A 19776-nucleotide genomic window follows, 5' to 3' on the forward strand; every position below is an offset into this window, starting at 1 on the left:
GGGTCAGTGACGCGGGTCGAAATCGCCCGAGAACAGTTCGTCTTCAGCATCCGGTGCAACCGGAATCTTGTGTTCTTCCGACGCCCAGGCGCCGAGGTCGATCAGTTTGCAGCGATGGGAGCAGAACGGACGGAATTCGCTTTTCGGGGTGAATTCGACGGGTGCGCCGCAGGTTGGGCATTCAACGGTTGGAATGTGGCTCATGCTTGGCCTCCGGATAAAGTCAGGTAAAAGTGATGCAGCCGTTCGACCTCGCTGTGCAGCCAGGCGAGGTCGCGGTCGTTGACGATCACATCGTCGGCACGGCTCACGCGGTCTTCGCGGCTCGATTGCGCCTTGAGGATCGCCTGGACCTGCTCGGCGCTGGTCTGGTCACGCTGCAAGGTGCGTTCGATCTGCAGTTGTTGCGCAGCGTCGATGACCAGGATGCGCTGGGTCATCGCGTATTGGCCGGATTCTATCAACAACGGCGACACCAGAATCGCGTAGGGCGATTGTGCCAGCGCCAGATGATGGGCGATTTCCTCGCCGATCAATGGATGCAGCAAGGCTTCGAGCCAGCGACGCTCCTCGGGCACTTCAAAGATCAGTTTGCGCAGGGCGGCGCGGTCCAGCGTACCGTCGGCCTGCAACACGCCGGAACCGAAGTGTTCGGCAATTTTCGCCAGCGCCGGGCGGCCTGGCTCGACCACCCAGCGCGCCGCATGATCGGCGTCCACCACATGCACGCCGAGGTCGATGAAGTGTTGGGCTGCCGCGCTTTTGCCGCTGCCGATGCCGCCGGTCAGGCCGAGGATCCAGGGTATTTCCACAGGGGTATTCATTTCAAACCGACAAACTGCCAATAGAAGTCGGTCATTTGACCACCCCAGAGCAAGGCAATCCAGCCGGCAATTGCCAGGTAGGGGCCGAAAGGGATCGGCGTCGAGGTCTGCGCTTTGCGCAGACGCAGCACAATCACGCCGAGCAACGCGCCCACCAGCGAGGACAGCAGAATCGTCAGCGGCAGTATCTGCCAGCCGCCCCAGGCGCCGAGCAGCGCCAGCAGTTTGAAATCGCCATGGCCGATGCCGTCCTTGCCGGTGATCAGCTTGAACAGCCAGAACACCGACCACAGCGCCATATATCCGGCCACCGCGCCCCACAGCGCATCGTGTAACGGCACAAATAACCCGAAACTGTTGATGATCAGCCCCAGCCATAACAGCGGCAGCACCAGCACATCAGGCAACAGTTGATGCTCGCTGTCGATCAGGCTCATCGCCAGCAACCCCCACGTCAGCACGATCAGCGCGCAGGCCGGCCAGCCAAAGCCCAGGTGCCACGCAATGAAGGCTGACAGCAGGCCACAGGCCAGTTCGGTCAGCGGATAGCGTTTACCGATCGGTGCAGCGCAGGCCGAACAGCGCCCGCGCAAGCACAGGTAACTGAGCAGCGGAATGTTTTCCCAGGCGCGGATTCGGTGTGCACAGTGCGGACATTGGGAATGCGGCAACAGCAGGTTGTAGGTCGGCAACGCTTGACCCGCGGGCAAGCCGAGCACCTCATGGGCCTGCTCGCGCCAATCGCGCTCAAGCATTTTCGGCAGGCGCCAGACCAGTACATTGAGGAAGCTGCCGACCACCAGCCCCAGCAGCAACGCGGTGCAGACAAAGGCCAGCGGATACAGGGCAAAGAGTTCGTCGAGAGGCATGTCAGACCGCTGAGCCGAGTTGGAAAATCGGCAGGTACATGGCCACCACCAGCCCACCTACGATCACTCCCAGCACCACCATGATGAACGGCTCCATCAGGCTGGTGAGGTTGTCGACCATGTTATCCACTTCCTCTTCGTAAAACCCCGCGACTTTGTCGAGCATGTCATCGAGGGCGCCGGACTCTTCGCCGATGGCGGTCATCTGCACCGCCATGTTGGGAAACACGCCCGTGCTGCGCATCGAGAAATTCAACTGCATGCCGGTGGAGACATCCTGACGCACGCGCAGCACGGCGCGTTTGAACACCACGTTGCCGGTGGCACCGGCCACCGAATCGAGCGCCTCCACCAGCGGTACGCCGGCGGCAAAGGTGGTCGACAGGGTGCGGGCAAAACGGGCGACGGCGGATTTGTACATCAGCGTGCCCACCAGCGGCAGTTTCAGCAGTAAGGTGTCGCGGCGATCGCGCAAGGCCTGGGATTTTTTCAAGGCATGGCGCAGGCCGAAAATGGCCGCCACCAATACCAGCAGCATCGCCCACCACCATTGCTGCATGAATTCCGAAAGGCTGATCACCATCAGGGTGAAGCCCGGCAGTTCGGCGCCGAAACCAGAAAAAACCGACTCGAATTGCGGCACGACCTTCACCAGCAGGATCCCGGTGACCACCGCCGCCACCAGCAACACGGCTGTCGGATAGGTCATGGCTTTCTTGATCTTCGCTTTGAGCGCTTCGCTCTTCTCCTTATACGTTGCGACGCGTTCCAACAGGGTGTCGAGGGCGCCGGACTGCTCGCCGGCGTCGACCAGGTTGCAATACAGCTCGTCGAAGTACTGCGGCTTTTTGCGCAGCGCGGTGGCAAAGCTGTTGCCCGCCGCGACTTCCTGCTTCACCTCGTCCACCAGTTTGCGCATCGCCGGGTTTTCGAAGCCCTCGCCGATGATGTCGAACGATTGCAGCAGCGGAACACCGGCCTTCATCATTGTCGCCATTTGCCGGGTAAACAGGGCAATGTCGCGAACCTTGATGCGCTGACCGAAGCTGAGCAAGGACGCCGACTTCTTGCGTACCTTGCCGGGGGAGATCCCCTGTTTGCGCAACTGCGCTTTGATCAATGCCGGGGTTTGCCCGCTCAGTTCACCTGAGACTTTGCTGCCTTTGCGATCCGTACCTTCCCAAGCGTAGACGCTGATTTTCGCTGCCTTGGCCGCCATGTTCAGTCCTTGCTGACTCGGTTGATTTCCTCAAGGCTGGTAATGCCTTGCATGGCCTTGTGCAGCCCAGAGGTGCGCAAATCGTCGAAGCCGTCGCGGCGCATCTGGCTGTCGATTTCCAGTGAATTGCCCTCGGCCATGATCAGCCGTTGCAAGTCCGGTGTGTTTTTCACCACTTCATAAATCCCCACGCGTCCCTTGTAACCGCCGTTGCAGTGATCGCAACCGACCGGCTCGTAGATCGTGAAACTGCCGATGCGTTCCTCGGGGAAGCCTTCCTTGATCAGGGTTTCGCGAGGAATGTCGATGGGCTTTTTGCAGTGGCTGCACAATTTGCGCGCCAGCCGCTGGGCAATGATCAGGCTGACCGAGGTGGCGATGTTGAAGCCGGGAATACCCATGTTGTGCAGGCGCGTGAGGGTTTCTGCGGCGCTGTTGGTGTGCAGGGTCGACAGCACCAGGTGACCGGTCTGTGCGGCCTTGATGGCGATTTCGGCGGTTTCCAGGTCGCGGATCTCGCCGACCATGATCACGTCCGGGTCCTGACGCAGAAACGAACGCAGAGCCTGGGCAAAGTCCAGGCCCTGCCGTGGATTGACGTTGACCTGGTTGATGCCTTCCATGTTGATCTCCACCGGATCTTCGGCCGTGGAGATATTGATGTCGGCGGTATTGAGAATATTCAGGCCGGTGTACAGCGACACGGTTTTGCCGGAACCGGTCGGGCCGGTGACCAGAATCATCCCTTGCGGCTGCTTCAGCGCCGCCAGATACAAGGCTTTCTGCTCGGGCTCGTAACCCAGTGCATCGATACCCATCTGCGCGCTGGACGGGTCGAGAATCCGGATCACCACTTTTTCGCCCCACAGGGTCGGCAAGGTGTTAACGCGAAAATCGATGGATTTGCTTTTCGACAGGCGCATTTTGATCCGCCCGTCCTGGGGTTTGCGCCTTTCCGAGATGTCGAGACTGGCCATGACTTTCAGGCGCGCGGCGATGCGTCCGGCCAACTGGATCGGCGGTTTGGCCACTTCGCGCAGTATGCCGTCGGTGCGCACCCGCACCCGGTAGTTTTTCTCGTAGGGTTCGAAGTGCAGGTCAGAGGAGCCGCTTTTGATCGCATCCAGCAGCATCTTGTGCACGAAGCGCACGACCGGCGCATCGTCGGCGTCAAGGCCGCCGATGGCGTCCTGCCTATTGTCGTCGACGGACTCGACGTCCAGCCCGTCGAGATCGACATCGGCCATTTCTTCGAGGCCGCTGGTGTGGGTCTCGAAAAACTTGTCGATGGCATCGCTGAGCTTGTCGTCCTCGACCAGAATCGCTTCGGTGCTCAGGCCGGTGCTGAACTGGATGTCGCTGATTGCCTGCTGGTTGCTCGGATCGGAGATACCGACAAACAGTTTATTGCCGCGTCGCCACAAGGGTAGGGCGCAATGCTGGCGCACCAGTTTTTCACTGACCAGTCCTCTGGGCTGGGTTTCCTTGTCGAGGCAACCGAGGTCGAGCAGGGCCATGCCAAAATGTTCCGAAGCGATTTCGGCGATCTGCCGGCTTTTCACCAGCTTGTTGTGCACCAGATAATTGACCAGCGATACGCGATTGCGCTGCGCTTGTTGCCAGGCCTGCTGAGCGCCTGTTTCCGTGAGCAGTTCGGCCTGCACCAATTGCTTGGCCAGACCGCTCAGAGCGATGTCATTCATGGGGATTCCGCACGCTTGCCGTTCATGACTTATAGCCTAGTCAAGTGACAGCGCCAAACACGGCCGGTGCAGGTGACAAAAAGTGTCAGATAGTGCGGTTGCAGGTTGTAGGAAACCGCACTGTCAAACGCTCGCGCCCAGTGAACGGGGCCTGAAGGCGTTGGCATGGGCTGTGCTGAGGCTTGTTCAGATCATGAGATTTCGACTCATGCCTGGAGTGTGTCTATGAAAAAACAACAAGGTTTCACATTGATCGAGCTGCTGATCGTGGTGGCGATCATCGGCATTCTGGCGACCATCGCCCTGCCGCAATATACGAAGTATCAAGCGCGGTCGAAGGTGACGGCGGGGCTGGCGGAGATCAGCGCACTGAAAGTGCCGTTTGAAGACACGATCAACCAGGGCACCGATCCGACATTGACACTGGTTGCAGGCAGTGCCGCGGTGACCACCTCCAATTGCGCCGTGACGGCGTCAGGTACTGCTTCGACGGGCGCTGGCACAATCGTCTGCACGATCAAAAACGCCCCTGGCCCGGTCCTCGACAAGACTATTACGCTGACTCGATCGTCCGGCACCGGTGCTGGTGTGTGGACATGCGCTACCACCGTCGCCCCCGATTACTCGCCGAAAGGCTGCACTGCCAGCGGTACATAATCGCGGCCTGCCGATCGAATGCCCCGCGCTTGCGGGGCATTTTTTTATTCTCACCGCTTCACAAAAGCTCTAATAATTTCAGCAGCTTATGAACTTTCCAAAAAACCGCAAGTTGCATGTGAAGAATGCCCGAGTCATGCATTTTGCATGAAAACGAAAATTGTCTGTTTTTTTAAGTCTTTGTTTTTAAAGCTATTTGTTTGTTCGAAAAAGTTGGCACAGCGTTCGCAATATCTCCGGTAACCCTGCTGACAAGCGTTACAGCAGACTTCAAGTAAAACAGGAGTTACTCGTATGAAGAAGTTCGCTATCACTGCCGCTGCTACCGCTCTGACCCTGACCATGGCTGGTGGCGCTTTCGCCCAGACCACTCAGGCTACCCAGTCGCCAATGGTTCTGGCGGCCGGTGAAGTTACCGAAATGAAACAAGATACCAGCGACACTTGGATCACCACCAAAGTCAAAGCTGACCTGGTTACCGAAAAAGGCATTCCAGGCACAGACATCAAAGTTGAAACCAACCAAGGTGTTGTATCTCTGTCGTCGACCCAGCCTGTAACTGAGGCTCAAAAGACCACCGCAGTGAACATTGCCAAGAAAATCAAAGGCGTTAAAGACGTATCTGCTGCTGGCCTGAAAGCCGAGTAAGGCAAGACTTCTCGCCTGGACCGGGAGAAGACGCGACAGGCGGGCCGAGCAATACGTCTGTCGCAACTTTAGAGTTCATGCGAACGGTCACAGGGATGTGACCATTACAGGCCCCGGCACTTGTGTCGGGGCCTGTTCTATTTCAGGGGGCACACAAAACAATGTAGGAGTGAGCCTGTTCGCGACAGCGGTCTGTCAGTTGGATGAGTGTTGACTGACAGACCGCCATCGCGAGCAGGCTCACTCCTACAAGGGGATGTTCTTCAATTACCGCGTTTGCTGCTGATCTGTCGCAGGCGATTGCCTTCGAAGCGCAGGTATTGGTACATGCCGTTGCTGGGGCCGTAGGTCCATTCTTCGACCTGAAACTCTTCGCGGCGATTGGCGCTGCGCTTGTAGCCCAGAACGTCACGGCTGACTGGCTCGCCACATTTTTGCAAAACCTCGCTTGAGCGGTCGCCAAGGCTGATCAACTGGCTGCCGCAGCGCAGGGTATCCGACGCTGAAGCATGGCTGGCGACACACGTCAGCGCGAGCACGGCCAGCCAGTGACGCGTTGTCATTCGGCATCCAGGTGCATTTGCGTTACCACTCGCCCATCGCTCTCGGCCTCGCCAAGATTGGCGTCGATGAAGTACACGCGGTCATCCTCAAGCTTGCCCTTGTCGACCAGGTAATCCTTGATCGTGCTGGCGCGATCCTGACCCAACTGACGCAGCAGCACGTCGCTGCCACTCCAGAACGCGATCACGCCTTCGCGCATTTTGGCCGTACGTTCTTCCTTGCCCAGTTCCTTCCATTCAGCCGGCGGCTGGGTTTTCAGGCGGGTGCGATAAATGCCCTCAAGCAACGGGCCTTTCTCGCTGTCAGGCACTTGCAGCAGCGACGCCTGGGCCGGGACCTTGTCGCCACGGCGCTGGAGCATCTTGTAGTAGTTGTATTGGTATTCCCGTTCCAGGCGCTGCTCGGCGAGTAGCGGGCCGTCGCTGCTTTTCGCGGCGGTGCCTTCGATTTCCAGGCGCAGGGCCGGACGTTCCTTGAGCGCTTGCGACAGTTTCACCAGCGCCGCTTCGGCGTCTTTGCTCAAGTCGCTGGAGCCCGGCGCGAAGGATACGGTGCCGAGGTCTTCGGAGCCGCCGCCACTGACCAGCCCGCCAATCATCTTGAACGGCGCGGCGGCGGCTTTGACGATCAGGTTGCGCAGGGTCTGCCAGACAATCGGCATCACGCTGAACTGAGGGTTATTGAGGTCGCCGGTCACCGGCAACTCGATGGAAATCTTGCCATCGACGTCCTTGAGCAAGGCTATCGCCAGTTTCAGCGGCAGGCTGACAGCGTCCGGGCTGTCGACTTTTTCCCCAAGCTGCAATTGCTCGACTACCACTTTGTTGTCGGCTTTCAACTGGCCGTTGGTGATCAGGTAATGCAAATCGAGATTGAGCCGGCCCTTGCGGATGCGGTAACCGGCGAACTTGCCGGAGTAGGGCGTCAGGGTGGTCAGTTCGACCCGTTTGAAACTGGTGGCGATGTCGAGGCTGGCCATCGGGTTGAACGGATTGACCGCACCCTTGATAGTCACCGGTGCATAACGGTCGACCTTGCCTTTGATGTCGACGCTGGCCGGTTTCGCCTGACGGCTGTCGATGGTGCCGATCTGACCGTTGAGCTGTTGCACGGCGGTGGCGAAATTGGGTGTCAGGCTGAAGTCGGCGAAGTTGGCCGAACCGTCGTTGATGGCGATCGCACCGATGTGGATGCCCAGCGGCTTGTCTTTACCGGCGGGTTTCGCGGCGGTCGTTTTTGTACCGCTGTCAGCCGGCTGCGCGATCAGCAGGTCGTCGATGTTGGTGGTGCGGTCATCGTTGATCATGAAGCGCGCATAGGGCTGGAACAGGTTGACCTTGTCGATCGACAGGCTGTCGCCGTGCTGGTAGTTCAGACCTTCTACCACTACTTGCTGCCACTTGAGGAAGTCGCGAGTCTTGAGGGTGTCGAGGGTGTGCAACTGATCGATCTGCGCGCGGCCGGTGACGCTGAGCGCCAGCGGTTCGGTGCTTTTCAGGTTGACCTTCAGGTCACTGCCGAGCATGCCGCTGCGCAGTTCCAGACGAATAAAGGGATTGATGTAGGACTGCGCGATACGCAGGTCGATGTCCTGGGTTTTCACGTTGAGCTGCGCGTTGACCGGTGCCAGATTGACCGTGCCGTCAGCGCTGATCTTGCCTTGCTTGCCCAGCCCGCTGTCGAGTCTGAGCTTGAAAGGCGAGCCGTTGAGGCTGTCGAAATCCTGCAGATCGACGTTCAGCGGGGTGATATCCAGCGCCACCGCAGGCTTGGCGGAACGGTCGGCCAGGTGCACGGTGTAGTTGCGCAGTTGCACGTCTTTGATCAGCACCTGCCACGGTTTGCTTGGCGCGGTCGATTCAGGCTTGGGCGAGTCGGCGGCCGCCGGCGCATCGGCCGGCTCGGCGGCGGCTTTGGCAGCGGGTTTCGACGGCTGGCTGGCGAACAGCTTCTGCCAGTCGAGTTGGCCGTCGGCTTCCAGCGCGGCCCAGGTTTCCAGTTTGTTACTGCGAATTTTGCCGACCACCACTTGTTGCTTGGCCAGATCCACAGAGGTTTCGCTGACATCGAGGCGCTCTAGCTTCGCCAGCGGCCGTCCGTCCGGAGCCTTGATGGCGAACGGTGCAATGCTCACCGCTACGTTGTTGAGCAGCAGATCGGTCTGTTTCGACAGATTGAGTTTGTACTCGGTGCTGAGGCTGACCACGCCGTTCTCCAGCACCAGCGGCACCGCGTCGCGCACGTAAGGCCAGAACGCTTTCATCTGGCCATCGGTGACTTTCAGTGTGCCTTCTGAGGTGAAGGGGATCAGGCTGAAATTGCCGCTCCAGTCGATCCGCCCACCAGCGGGGCCGATCGCGACCAGGGTCATGTCGGCGCTGTCTTCGGGCAGGGTGCTGAGGTTTTTCAGCTCGAAGCTGAGGTCGTCATAGAGGAATTCGATGGGCTCGCTGGGCCGCACATCTTCGAAATGCACGACGCCGCCGGCCAGCTTGATGTTGTCGATGCGCAGCGGAAACGGCTTGGCGTCGGGATCGGCGGGTGTCGGCTCACTCGGAGGGATGTTGAACAGGCCGAGCAGGTTGAGCTTGCCGTCCTTGGCGAAAAGGATTTCGCTCTTTGGCTTGTCCAGCTCGATGTCCGACAGATGCAGCGCTTTGGTCCACAGGCTGTCGAGTTGCAGGTTGGCGTACAGACGGTCAAAGCCGACCTGTTCCTTGCCCGGTTCGCCAATCATCAGGCCCCACAGGGTGACTTCAAGGCTGAACGGGTTCAGTTCGATGCGCTGCAGGTGCGCCGGCACCGTCGCGTAGTTCGCCAGTTGCTGGTTGGCCACACGCAGGGCAATGCCCGGCAGGATCAGAAACCCCAGCAGGCTGTAGAGGGCCAGGGCGGTCAACAGGGCGCCAATCGCGCGAATCAATCCTTTGGGCATGTGCGGCTTCATCTGTCTGAATCGGAGTGCCTTGGAGTATGGCACGCGATTCTGGTTCCGAAGTGCTTGATGTGGGGGAGGGTTGTTCAGTTTTATCTGTAGGAACAGATTCCCATTGTAGGAGTGAGCCTGCTCGCGATAGCGGTGTGTCAGTTACCGAAATTGCTGACTGACCCACCGCTATCGCGAGCAGGCTCACTCCTACAGGGGGTGTGGCGTCTTCGGAAAAATTGGCTATAGCTGCAAGATGAGGGTTTTCAGCGGTGGCTGCTGATCCAGCGACGGGAAGTCGGCGCCCGGGGTCATCACGCTCCACTCGCGTACCGGTCGCCCGGCTTTCTCGGCGCAGCGCAGCACTTGCTCGCGCCAGTCGTCCATGCTGACTTTCGCCAGGTTGTTGCAGCAGATCAGCACGCCGTTGTCAGCGGTGGTCAGCAGGGCCGGTTTGAGCAGGCTCTGATAATCGCGCAGCAGATCGACGGTGCCGAACGCACTTTTCGCCCAAGCCGGCGGGTCGAGCAGGACCAGATCGTATTGACGTTGTTCGAGGCGCTGATAGCTCGGCAGTTTCTGCCCGCGGCGCTGACTGATCGGCAGGCCGGCGAGCTGGCGGATCGCCGGGAAGTAATCGGACTGAATGAATTGCATCGGCGGCAGTTGCGGATTGAGTAACCCGTTTTCGCGACCGACCGCCAGATTGCCCTCGGCGAAGTCCAGATTGCACACCTCGCGCGCGCCACCCGCCGCAGCACTGAGGCCTACGCCGCAGGTGTAGGCGAACAGGTTAAGCACGCTTTTGCCCTGGGCGTGATCCTTGACCCAGCCGCGCGTGTTGCGCAGGTCGAGGAACAGCAGCGGGTCCTGCCCGGCATGCCGCCCGCGCACCCGGTAGTTCAGGCCCCATTCGTGGCCGACCAGATCCGCCAGTGCCGCGTCATCCGCGGTGTAAACGCTGTCTTCGCGATCGATTCGCGAGTTGCCACGGGAACGATCGTTGTAGACCAGCAGGGTGTCGAAGCCCAGTGTCTGGTTGACCATCGCATGCAGTTGCAGCAGCTCATCTCGCTCCAGCGACTGATGGAAACTCTGCACCAGCAGTTGCGGACCGTAGCGATCAATCGTCAGGCCGCCGGCACCTTCCTGGCTGCCGTGGAACAGGCGATAGCAATCGGTGCCCTGGCTGTGCAGGGTCGCGAGCAGGTCCTGACGTTGATCGAGGGCGGCGCGCAGCGCCTGATTCAAGGAAGACATGCGGGCGCCTTGCTGAAAAAAACGCGAATTCTATCAGCTACTAGCTTCAAGCGGCGAGCTACAAGCTACAAGCTACAAGCTACAAGCTACAAGCTACAAGCTACAGGCCAATGCAGGCCGCTTCAGCTTGCAGCTTGCAGCTTGCAGCTTGCAGCTTGCAGCTTGCAGCTTGCAGCTTGTAGCTCTCAGCTATTGAGGCGTTTATCAACGAGGTCTTGTACGACGCCTGGATCAGCCAGCGTCGAAGTATCGCCAAGAGTGTCGAGCTCATTGCAGGCGATCTTGCGCAGGATGCGTCGCATGATTTTGCCCGAACGGGTTTTCGGCAATGCCGGTGCCCACTGGATCAGGTCCGGTTTGGCAAAGCTGCCGATTTCCTTGCTGACATGGGCCAGCAGGTCTTTTTTCAACTCGTCATTGGCCTCGGTGCCGTTCATCGGCGTGACAAATGCATAGATGCCCTGACCTTTGACGTCATGGGGATAACCGACCACCGCGGCCTCGGCGATGCTGTCGTGCAGCACCAGCGCGCTTTCCACTTCCGCAGTGCCGATGCGGTGGCCGGAGACGTTGATCACGTCGTCAATGCGTCCGGTGATCCAGTAATCGCCATCCTCGTCACGCCGCGCGCCGTCGCCGGTGAAGTAGTAGCCGGGATAAGGTTTGAAGTAGGTGTCGATCATCCGCTGCGGATCGCCGTAGACACTGCGGATCTGCGCCGGCCAGCTCGATTTGATCGCCAGCACGCCGCTGCCGGCGCCTTTGATTTCCTTGCCCACTTCATCCAGCAACACCGGTTGCACGCCGAACATCGGTTGCGTCGCGCAGCCCGGTTTGATCCGTTGTGCGCTGACCAGCGGGCTGAGCATGATGCCGCCGGTTTCGGTCTGCCACCAAGTGTCGACGATTGGGCAGCGCTGTTCGCCGACGACGTTGAAATACCATTCCCACGCTTCCGGGTTGATGGGTTCACCGACGCTGCCGAGCAATCTGAGGCTGGCGCGCGAAGTTTCCTTCAACGGCCCGGCACCTTCACGCATCAACGCGCGCAGGGCGGTGGGCGCGGTGTAGAAGATGTTGACCTTGTGCTTGTCGATCACCTGCCAGAAACGCGCGCTGCTCGGATAGCTCGGCACGCCTTCGAACATCAGCGTGGTCGCACCGTTGGCCAGCGGCCCATAAACGATGTAACTGTGGCCGGTGACCCAGCCGACGTCGGCGGTGCACCAGAACACCTCACCGTCGCGGTAATCGAGTACGTATTTGAAGGTCATCGCCGCCTGCAGCAAATAGCCGCCAGTGGTATGCAGCACGCCTTTGGGCTTGCCGGTGCTGCCGGAGGTGTAGAGGATGAACAGCGGGTCTTCGGCGTCCATCGGCTCGGGCGGGCAATCGTCGCCAACCTCGCGCACGGCCTGGTGATACCAGAGGTCGCGGCCCTCGACCCAGTCGACTTTGCCCCGGGTGCGCTCGACCACCACGACGCTGCTGACGTTCGGGCAACTTTGCAGGGCTTGATCGACGTTGCTCTTCAATGACACAACGCGGCCGCCGCGCACGCCTTCATCCGCGGTGATCACGGTGCGGCAATCGGCATCGAGGATACGGTCGCGCAGGGAGTCCGGGGAGAAGCCGCCGAACACCACTGAATGAATCGCACCGATCCGCGCGCAGGCGAGCATCGCGTAAGCGGCTTCGGGGATCATCGGCATGTAGATGCACACCCGGTCGCCTTTTTTCACGCCACGGCTTTTCAGCACGTTGGCCAGTCGGCAGACATGCTGGTGAAGTTTTCGGTAGGTGATTTGCGCCGATTCGGCCGGGTCGTCGCCTTCCCAGAGCAGGGCGGTCTGTTCGCCGCGTTGTTCCAGGTGACGGTCGATGCAGTTATGACTGACGTTGAGCTTGCCGCCGACAAACCAGGCCGCTTCACCGGTTTTCAGGTCATAGCGCTGAACGGTCTGCCATGGCGTACTCCAGTCGAGAAAACGCTTGGCCTGTTCGGCCCAGAAGGTGCTGGGGTGTTCAATCGATTCGCGGTACAGGCGCCGATACTCGTCCTGACTCAACTGCGCAGCCTGGCGCACGGCATCGGCTTTGGGGAACGTGCTGATATCGAACATGACGGTTCCTTATTCTTGTGGTGCGACAGGAATAAAGATGCGCCGAGCGCTGCGCAGGTTCAAGTCATGCGCAAAAACAACTGTGGGAGCGAGCCTGCCCGCGAAGGCGGAGTATCAGTCAACGAAGGTGTTGAATGAAAAACCGCTTTCGCGAGCAGGCTCGCTCCCACAGGGGACAAGCGTTAGCCCGAAGGCCGCTTTTAGCCGCGATGACGCCCACGGAAGTAGTTGATCAGGCCCTGGGTCGAAGCATCGTCAGCCACGGTCTCATCGCTGCCGACCAGACGGTTGTAGACGCCTTTGCCCAGCTCCTTGCCCAATTCCACGCCCCACTGGTCGAAGGCGTTGATGCCCCAGACCACGCTTTGCACGAACACTTTGTGTTCATACATGGCAACCAGTGCGCCGAGGCGACGCGGGCTGATGCGCTCGACCACCAGGGTGTTGCTCGGACGGTTACCCGGGATCACCTTGTGCGGTGCAAGTTTGCGCACATCTTCCTCGTCCATGCCCTTGTCGCGCAGTTCGGCTTCGGCTTCCGGCAGGGTCTTGCCGAGCATCAGCGCCTGGCTCTGCGACAGGCAGTTGGCGTACAACCACTGGTGGTGGTCAGAGACCGGGTTGAAGCTGACGATCGGCACGATGAAGTCGGCCGGGATCAGTTGGGTGCCCTGGTGCAGCAACTGGTGGTAGGCATGTTGACCGTTGCAGCCGACGCCGCCCCAGATCACCGGACCGGTGTCGGTGGACACCGAGGTGCCGTCCTGACGCACGCTCTTGCCGTTGGATTCCATGTCCAGCTGTTGCAAGTGCTTGGTGATGTTACGCAGGTAGTGGTCGTACGGCAGGATCGCGTGGCTTTGCGCGCCCCAGAAGTTGCCGTACCACACGCCGAGCAGGGCCAGCAGCACCGGCATGTTCTGTTCGAACGGCGCGGTCTGGAAGTGCTGGTCCATGGTGTAGGCACCGGACAGCAGTTCCTTGAAGTTGGACATGCCGATCGCCAGGGCAATCGGCAGACCGATCGCTGACCACAGCGAGTAACGACCGCCGACCCAGTCCCACATCGGGAAAATGTTTTCTTCGCGGATGCCGAAGGCCACGGCCGCCGCGTTGTTGCTCGATACGGCGATGAAGTGACGATACAGCTCGGCTTCCGAACCACCCTGGGCCAAGTACCAGGCGCGTGCCGCCTGAGCATTCTTCAGGGTTTCGAGGGTGTTGAAGGATTTCGACGAAACGATGAACAGCGTGGTTTCGGCGCGCAGTTTCTGCGTCAGCTCGTGGAACTCACTGCCATCGATGTTCGCCAGGTAATGACACCGCACGCCTTTCTGCGCATAGGACAGCAGCGCTTCGGAGACCAGCTCAGGGCCGAGGAACGAGCCACCGATGCCGATGTTGACCACGTCAGTGATCGGCTTCTCGGTGTAACCACGCCACAGGCCGTCGTGGATGCGGCCGACCAGATCGGTGATCTGGTTCAGCACCTTGTGCACTTCCGGCATCACGTTGACACCGTTGACCGACAACTTGTCGCCTACCGGGCGGCGCAGGGCAGTGTGCAGGGCCGGGCGACCTTCGGAAGCGTTGACGATTTCACCGTCGAACAGCGCTTTGATCGCGCCCTTGAGATCGACTTGATTGGCCAGCCCCACGAGCAGGTTGCGGGTCTCGGCGTTGATCAGATTCTTCGAATAGTCGAGAAACAGTCCGCAGCTGCTGAGGGTGAACTGATTGAAACGCTGCGGATCGGCGTTGAAGGCTTCGCGCATGCTGAAATCCTGCATGGCTTGGCGGTGATCTTTCAACGCTTGCCAGGCAGGCAGAGCGGTAACGTCATGAGGAGTGCGGTAGTACGCCATCGCTGCGGTTTTCCTTTTTACTTGAACGGCCTTTTGAACACGGAACAGATCCACCACGCCGCGCTCGGCGTGGGATCAACTGTGTCGACACGATTTCTGGACACAGGGCGAATACAGTAAACCTCGCGCTGCGTTCTGTCTTGACTTTGTCTGACCAGATCCCTGTACTTTTTTAACATTCGAACAGGGATTTGGCCGACAAACGGAGAGGGACGGCTGCTGCGGTGGCTCAGGCGAGCTGAACCGGGATGGCGTTGCTGGTGTGGCTCAGTTCATTGCCCGGCGCCATGTACAGCATGCGCGGTTTGAAGTTGAGCAGTTCGGCTTCGCTGTAGTGAGCGTAGGCACAGATGATCACGCGGTCGCCGACCCTGGCCTTATGAGCGGCGGCGCCATTGACCGAAATCATCCGCGAACCTTCTTCGCCGCGAATCGCATAGGTGGTGAAGCGCTCACCGTTGTCGACGTTATAAATCTGGATCTGCTCGTACTCACGAATGCCGGACAGGTCCAGCCACTCGCCATCGATGGCGCACGAACCTTCGTAATCGAGCACCGCATGGGTGACTTCGGCGCGGTGCAGTTTGGCCTTGAGCATGATCGCGTGCATGAGGGGGTTTCCCGGGTTGGAATCGAACGGCGGGCAGTGTGCCTGAAGGCTTGGGGGGCGGCAATATGGCTGAAACGAGTTCTCCAGAACGCCGCGAACCTTGTAGGAGTGAGCCTGCTCGCGATAGCGGTGAGTCAGTCGATGGAGCTGTGACTGACGGACCGCTATCGCGAGCAGGCTCACTCCTACAGGGGGGATTTGCGTGTGTTCAGGTCGGGCTATCGAGGTTCAGGTGCAGGTTGTCGATCAGCCGCGTGGTGCCGAGGAATGCCGCTACCAGAATCACCAGATCGCGATCCTCCGCGGTCGCCGGACGCAACGTCAGGCCATGGCGAATTTCCAGGTAATCCGGACGCAGGCCTGCCGATTCCAGCAGTCGCAACTGCGCGCTGATCAGCGTCGGGTAATCGCGATCACCTTGTTTGATCGCTTCGGCAATATTGCTCAGCGTGCGATAGACCACCGGTGCGACCGCGCGCTGGTCCTCGCTGAGGAAACCGTTACGCGACGACAGTGCCAGACCGTCGGCCGCTCGCACGGTGGGCTCGCCGATGATCTGGATTGGCATGTTGAGGTCATGCACCAGCGCACGGATCACCGCCAGTTGCTGATAGTCCTTCTGGCCGAAGATCGCCAGGTCCGGCTGGACCATGTTGAACAGCTTGCTGACCACCGTCGCGACCCCTTCGAAGTGCCCCGGACGGCTGGCGCCGCACAAGCCTTCGGACAGTTGCGGCACGCTGACCCGGGTTTGTCCGGCCATGCCGTCCGGGTACATCTCTTCAACGGTCGGGGCAAACAGCAGGTCGCAACCGGCTTCGAGGAGTTTTTCCTGGTCAGCCGCCAGGGTGCGCGGGTATTTGTCGAGGTCTTCGCCGGCACCGAATTGCAGCGGGTTGACGAAAATGCTCGCGACCACGAAATCGACCCGTTGCGTGGCCTTGGTGACCAGTGCGACATGGCCGCTGTGCAGGTTGCCCATGGTCGGCACGAAGCCGATGCGTTTGCCTTCGCTGCGGGCGCGGGCTACAGCGGCGCGCAGTTCGCGTACGGTTTTGACGGTGTTCATGCGGAGAATCCGTGTTCAATGCCAGGGAACGTGGTGGCTTTGACTTCGTTGACGTAGGCCTTCAGCGCGGACTGGATGCTGTCCTGACCGTGCATGAAGTTCTTGACGAATTTGGGTACTCGGCCGGTGATCGACAGGCCCAGCATGTCGTGCAGCACCAGGACCTGGCCGTCGGTCGCATTACCCGCGCCGATACCGATCACCGGAATCTTCACGGCCTGGCTGATTTCTGCCGCCAGTTCACTGGGCACGCATTCGAGCAACAGCATCGCCGCGCCGGCCTGTTCCAGCGAGATCGCGTCGGCACGCATCTGCCGCGCCTGATTCTCGTTGCGGCCCTGCACCTTATAGCCACCCAGAATGTTCACCGCTTGCGGTGTCAGGCCCATGTGCGCGCAGACCGGCACGCCGCGTTCGGCCAGCAGGCGGATCGACTCGGCCAGCCACAACGCACCTTCGACCTTGACCATGTGCGCGCCGGCCTGCATCAGCATGGCGCTGTTGCTCAAGGTTTGCTCGAGGGTCGCGTTGGCCATGAACGGCAGGTCGGCCAGGATCAGGGCGTCGGTGTTGCCGCGTTTGACGCAGGCGGTGTGGTAGGCCATTTCTGCGGTGGTCACCGGCAGGGTGCTGTCGTGACCTTGCAGGACCATGCCGAGGGAGTCGCCGACCAGCAGCACTTCGACTCCGGCCTCGTTGCAGGCGTGGGCGAAAGTCGCGTCATAGCAGGTCAGCATGGTGATCTTTTCACCTTTCTGCTTGAGGCTCTGGAGCGTGGTCAGGGTGATGGCTGGCATGAAAAAAATCCTCGTTCAGGCGCTCTGGAAACTACAGCGAGTAACGCGCGTGATTCGTCATCTACTCAGGCGCACGGTCTTGTGTCGTGCTTATAAGGCCTGGATTGCGCCCGTATGTGCCGGGTTGGCGGCAGCGGGACGCCTATAGTCGTGATGAGCCAACAGGAAGTCAATTGCGTGTGTTACCGCATTGTTACGTGCCGGGTGTTACCGGCGTTACTGATGCGATTCAGCGTGGCGGCGGGGTTGGTTTGGGGGATTTTTGTCTGACAAGAATTGTGAATATCACACCATTGACTGTAGGAGTGAGCCTGCTCGCGATCGCGGTGGGTCAGTTATTGAAGCTGTGACTGACTCACCGCGATCGCGAGCAGGCTCACTCCTACAATTTGAATTTGTGTCAGGGCTGTGAGAGGCGTTCCAGGCCGACGAACGGGCAGGCTGCCAGCAGGTCGGGCAGAGCGCGGCCGTCAGGCAAGCGCAAATTCTGTGGGGCGAGTTCGGCGAGGGGATAGAGCACAAACGCGCGCTCCTGCATTTGGTAATGCGGGACTTTCAACCGTGGCTCGTCGATCAGGCGATCGCCGAACAGCAGAATGTCCAGATCCAGAGTCCGCGGCCCCCAGCGCTCCATACGCTCGCGGCCCTGATCGTTTTCGATCGCCTGCAAGGCATCGAGCAGTTCAATCGGTGCGAGCGAGCTGTCGAGCGCGGCCACTGCGTTGGTATAACGCGGCTGACCGGGCAGCAGGGAATCGCTTTGATAAAAAGCGGAAACGCCGGCAAAGGTGGTTTGCGGCAATTGCCCCAGCGCCGCTATGGCGCTGCGCAATTGTTCGGCGGGGTCAGCGAGGTTGCTGCCCATGCCGATGTAAATACGCTCCATGGCTTACTCGCCCGTCGCGCTCGGCGCACCGGCGCGTTTGCGCTTGGAACCGCTGCTGCGCCGACGTTTGCGCGGCGCGCCACTGGCATCGTCACCCTTGCCGCTGAGGTCGCGGATCATGTCGCGACGCTCGCTGTCGTTGGCGTCCTGATAGTCCGTCCACCACTCGCCGAGGCCATCGGTTTCCTCGCCAGCGCTCTCGCGCAGCAGCAGGAAGTCGTAACCGGCCCGGAAACGCGGATTGTCCAGCAGCAGGTCGGCGCGTTTGCCGCTGCGGCGTGGCAGGCGCTCCTGCATGTCCCAGATCTCGCGGATCGGCATGGTGAAGCGTTTTGGAATCGCGATGCGCTGGCACTGTTCGGCGATCAGTTCGTGGGCGCCTTCCTGCATCGCCGGAATGGGCGGCATGCCACGTTCCTGCAAGCGCAACACGCGGGCCGGCAGCGCAGGCCAGAGCAGGGCGGCAAACAGGAACGCCGGGGTCACCGGTTTGTTCTGCTTGATGCGCAGATCGGTGTTGGTCAGCGCTTCGCTGATCAGTGTGTGGGTGTACTCCGGGTTGTATTCCAGCGCCTCGGCACTGGCCGGGAACAGCGGGGCAAACAGTTGCAGGTCAACCAGCATTTCAAAGGTGATCGCGCCGTGGCCGGAGAGGAACAGCTTGAGCACTTCTTCGAACAACCGCGCCGACGGGATCTCGCGCAGCATCGGTGCCAGCTCGCGGATCGGCTGCACGGTGTGCTTTTCGATACCGAAATTGAGTTTGGCGGCAAACCGCACGGCCCGCAGCATGCGCACCGGGTCTTCCTGATAACGCTGCTTCGGGTCGCCGATCAGACGGATCAGGTGATTGCGAATGTCGTGCACGCCGTTGGCGTAGTCGAGAATGCGCTCGCTGACCGGATCGTAATACAGGGCGTTGATGGTGAAGTCGCGGCGTTGCGCGTCTTCCTCCAGGGTGCCGTAAACGTTGTCGCGCAGGATTCGCCCGCTTTCGTTACGCGAAGACTGGTTGCTGTCTTCGTCGTCTTCGTTGACCGGGTGATTGGCGCGGAAGGTCGCGACTTCAATGATCTCGCGACCGAAATGGATATGCACCAGTTTGAAACGGCGGCCAATGATCCGCGCGTTGCGGAATTCGGCACGGACCTGCTCGGGGGTGGCGCTGGTGGCGACGTCGAAATCCTTGGGCGTGATGCCCAGCAGCATGTCACGCACGCAACCGCCGACCAGATAAGCCTGGTAACCGGCACCTTGCAGGCGTTCGACGATGTTCACCGCATAGCGGCTGAACTGCGTTTTCTGCAGCGAATGTTGGCCGCTGTTGAGCACTTCAGGGGTGCTGCGGATGTGTTGCGTACGACGCACTGGAGTTCGGAATGACTGGAACAGCTTCTTCAGCATGGGATGCACTGTTTGAAGGAATGTTCGGCCATACCAAAGAATGACCGCATGATGGGCGCAGATTCTAGCATTTAGTCGGGGGATGGTGTAGGACACGGCAGATATGAGCTGTAAGCCGCAAGCTGCAAGGGTCGAGCGAGGGGAAACCGGGAAATTTTGCCAGGAGGGAGAAACTACAAGGGGAGCCGAAGCTCCCCAAGAAGTAGTTGCGTGCTCTTTTTATTATTGATTCGGGCTTCTTGTTTTTGTTGAGTGCCCTCGCCACGAAGTGTTTCCTTCGTGACCCTCCCAATCGGGAGCCAAGAGCAAACGGATTGCTTTGGTCGCTGAATTGCAGTGATCTGTCGATCCA

Annotated in this window: 17 protein-coding genes; 2 read left to right on the forward strand and 15 right to left on the reverse strand. The window is 60.0% G+C overall.

All coding sequences use genetic code 11. The annotated features are described in order from the left end of the window. Positions 1-3: 3 nt before the first annotated feature. From yacG to pilB, 5 genes are read right to left on the reverse strand one after another with little or no spacing between them, the layout of a single operon-like run. The gene (gene yacG, locus HU743_RS16815; RefSeq protein ID WP_186546895.1) at positions 4-204 is read right to left on the reverse strand and encodes a DNA gyrase inhibitor YacG; all 201 of its coding nucleotides are present in this window, start codon (positions 202-204) and stop codon (positions 4-6) included. Beyond that, positions 201-824, reverse strand: coding sequence for a dephospho-CoA kinase (coaE, locus tag HU743_RS16820; protein WP_186649928.1), 624 nt, complete (start codon positions 822-824; stop codon positions 201-203). The genes yacG and coaE overlap by 4 nt, the downstream gene beginning before the upstream one ends. Continuing rightward, positions 821-1693 carry an A24 family peptidase gene (locus tag HU743_RS16825; protein WP_186649931.1) on the reverse strand — a complete coding sequence of 291 codons (873 nt, stop codon included), beginning with the start codon at positions 1691-1693 and terminating at the stop codon, positions 821-823. The genes coaE and HU743_RS16825 overlap by 4 nt, the downstream gene beginning before the upstream one ends. Position 1694: 1 nt before the next feature. Then, entirely contained in the window at positions 1695-2912 is a 1218-nt protein-coding gene (locus HU743_RS16830; RefSeq protein ID WP_186546898.1) for a type II secretion system F family protein, read from the reverse strand. 2 nt (positions 2913-2914) lie between these two features. Then, entirely contained in the window at positions 2915-4615 is a 1701-nt protein-coding gene (pilB, locus tag HU743_RS16835; protein ID WP_186649934.1) for a type IV-A pilus assembly ATPase PilB, read from the reverse strand. Between the two features lie 225 nt (positions 4616-4840). Between pilB and HU743_RS16840 the strand changes: the two genes are divergently transcribed. Then, a complete protein-coding gene (locus HU743_RS16840) occupies positions 4841-5272 on the forward strand; it encodes a pilin (RefSeq protein WP_186546900.1) in 432 nt (143 codons plus the stop codon). A 294-nt stretch (positions 5273-5566) separates the two neighbouring features. Then, positions 5567-5920 carry a BON domain-containing protein gene (locus HU743_RS16845; RefSeq protein WP_186649937.1) on the forward strand — a complete coding sequence of 118 codons (354 nt, stop codon included), beginning with the start codon at positions 5567-5569 and terminating at the stop codon, positions 5918-5920. A gap of 263 nt (positions 5921-6183) precedes the next feature. Here HU743_RS16845 and HU743_RS16850 read toward each other — a convergent pair whose 3' ends face one another. The 10 genes from HU743_RS16850 to HU743_RS16895 form a co-directional block, all read right to left on the reverse strand. Next, complete coding sequence (locus tag HU743_RS16850; protein ID WP_186649939.1) at positions 6184-6483, reverse strand: DUF2845 domain-containing protein; 300 nt, start codon at positions 6481-6483, stop codon at positions 6184-6186. Further along, positions 6480-9431, reverse strand: coding sequence for a DUF748 domain-containing protein (locus HU743_RS16855; protein ID WP_186649942.1), 2952 nt, complete (start codon positions 9429-9431; stop codon positions 6480-6482). The genes HU743_RS16850 and HU743_RS16855 overlap by 4 nt, the downstream gene beginning before the upstream one ends. 222 nt (positions 9432-9653) lie before the next feature. Beyond that, the gene (locus HU743_RS16860) at positions 9654-10670 is read right to left on the reverse strand and encodes a class I SAM-dependent methyltransferase (RefSeq protein WP_186649944.1); all 1017 of its coding nucleotides are present in this window, start codon (positions 10668-10670) and stop codon (positions 9654-9656) included. A gap of 185 nt (positions 10671-10855) precedes the next feature. After that, complete coding sequence (gene acs / locus HU743_RS16865) at positions 10856-12793, reverse strand: acetate--CoA ligase (protein WP_186649946.1); 1938 nt, start codon at positions 12791-12793, stop codon at positions 10856-10858. A gap of 200 nt (positions 12794-12993) precedes the next feature. Then, positions 12994-14658: a glucose-6-phosphate isomerase gene (gene pgi, locus HU743_RS16870; RefSeq protein WP_186546906.1), complete on the reverse strand. Its 1665-nt coding sequence runs from the start codon at positions 14656-14658 to the stop codon at positions 12994-12996. A gap of 229 nt (positions 14659-14887) precedes the next feature. Further along, positions 14888-15268 (reverse strand): aspartate 1-decarboxylase, encoded by a 381-nt coding sequence (panD, locus tag HU743_RS16875; protein ID WP_186546907.1) that lies wholly within the window; start codon positions 15266-15268, stop codon positions 14888-14890. A 208-nt stretch (positions 15269-15476) separates the two neighbouring features. Next, the gene (gene panC / locus HU743_RS16880; RefSeq protein WP_186649948.1) at positions 15477-16337 is read right to left on the reverse strand and encodes a pantoate--beta-alanine ligase; all 861 of its coding nucleotides are present in this window, start codon (positions 16335-16337) and stop codon (positions 15477-15479) included. Further along, positions 16334-17134 carry a 3-methyl-2-oxobutanoate hydroxymethyltransferase gene (gene panB / locus HU743_RS16885; RefSeq protein ID WP_186546909.1) on the reverse strand — a complete coding sequence of 267 codons (801 nt, stop codon included), beginning with the start codon at positions 17132-17134 and terminating at the stop codon, positions 16334-16336. The genes panC and panB overlap by 4 nt, the downstream gene beginning before the upstream one ends. A gap of 400 nt (positions 17135-17534) precedes the next feature. Then, on the reverse strand, positions 17535-18020 hold the full coding sequence (gene folK, locus HU743_RS16890) for a 2-amino-4-hydroxy-6-hydroxymethyldihydropteridine diphosphokinase (protein WP_186649950.1): 486 nt from the start codon (positions 18018-18020) through the stop codon (positions 17535-17537). Positions 18021-18023: 3 nt separating this feature from the next. Further along, positions 18024-19424 (reverse strand): polynucleotide adenylyltransferase PcnB, encoded by a 1401-nt coding sequence (locus HU743_RS16895; RefSeq protein WP_186546911.1) that lies wholly within the window; start codon positions 19422-19424, stop codon positions 18024-18026. Between the last annotated feature and the right edge of the window lie 352 nt (positions 19425-19776).

The sequence above is a fragment of the Pseudomonas sp. SWRI99 genome (genome assembly GCF_014270125.1).
GTDB classification, from domain to species: domain Bacteria; phylum Pseudomonadota; class Gammaproteobacteria; order Pseudomonadales; family Pseudomonadaceae; genus Aquipseudomonas; species Aquipseudomonas hamedanensis.

Coding starts and splice junctions, on each gene's coding strand:
- yacG (WP_186546895.1), bottom strand. CDS start 204: ATGAGCCACATTCCAACCGTTGAATGCCCAACCTGCGGCGCACCCGTC.
- coaE (WP_186649928.1), bottom strand. CDS start 824: ATGAATACCCCTGTGGAAATACCCTGGATCCTCGGCCTGACCGGCGGC.
- HU743_RS16825 (WP_186649931.1), bottom strand. CDS start 1,693: ATGCCTCTCGACGAACTCTTTGCCCTGTATCCGCTGGCCTTTGTCTGC.
- HU743_RS16830 (WP_186546898.1), bottom strand. CDS start 2,912: ATGGCGGCCAAGGCAGCGAAAATCAGCGTCTACGCTTGGGAAGGTACG.
- pilB (WP_186649934.1), bottom strand. CDS start 4,615: ATGAATGACATCGCTCTGAGCGGTCTGGCCAAGCAATTGGTGCAGGCC.
- HU743_RS16840 (WP_186546900.1), top strand. CDS start 4,841: ATGAAAAAACAACAAGGTTTCACATTGATCGAGCTGCTGATCGTGGTG.
- HU743_RS16845 (WP_186649937.1), top strand. CDS start 5,567: ATGAAGAAGTTCGCTATCACTGCCGCTGCTACCGCTCTGACCCTGACC.
- HU743_RS16850 (WP_186649939.1), bottom strand. CDS start 6,483: ATGACAACGCGTCACTGGCTGGCCGTGCTCGCGCTGACGTGTGTCGCC.
- HU743_RS16855 (WP_186649942.1), bottom strand. CDS start 9,431: ATGAAGCCGCACATGCCCAAAGGATTGATTCGCGCGATTGGCGCCCTG.
- HU743_RS16860 (WP_186649944.1), bottom strand. CDS start 10,670: ATGTCTTCCTTGAATCAGGCGCTGCGCGCCGCCCTCGATCAACGTCAG.
- acs (WP_186649946.1), bottom strand. CDS start 12,793: ATGTTCGATATCAGCACGTTCCCCAAAGCCGATGCCGTGCGCCAGGCT.
- pgi (WP_186546906.1), bottom strand. CDS start 14,658: ATGGCGTACTACCGCACTCCTCATGACGTTACCGCTCTGCCTGCCTGG.
- panD (WP_186546907.1), bottom strand. CDS start 15,268: ATGCACGCGATCATGCTCAAGGCCAAACTGCACCGCGCCGAAGTCACC.
- panC (WP_186649948.1), bottom strand. CDS start 16,337: ATGAACACCGTCAAAACCGTACGCGAACTGCGCGCCGCTGTAGCCCGC.
- panB (WP_186546909.1), bottom strand. CDS start 17,134: ATGCCAGCCATCACCCTGACCACGCTCCAGAGCCTCAAGCAGAAAGGT.
- folK (WP_186649950.1), bottom strand. CDS start 18,020: ATGGAGCGTATTTACATCGGCATGGGCAGCAACCTCGCTGACCCCGCC.
- HU743_RS16895 (WP_186546911.1), bottom strand. CDS start 19,424: ATGCTGAAGAAGCTGTTCCAGTCATTCCGAACTCCAGTGCGTCGTACG.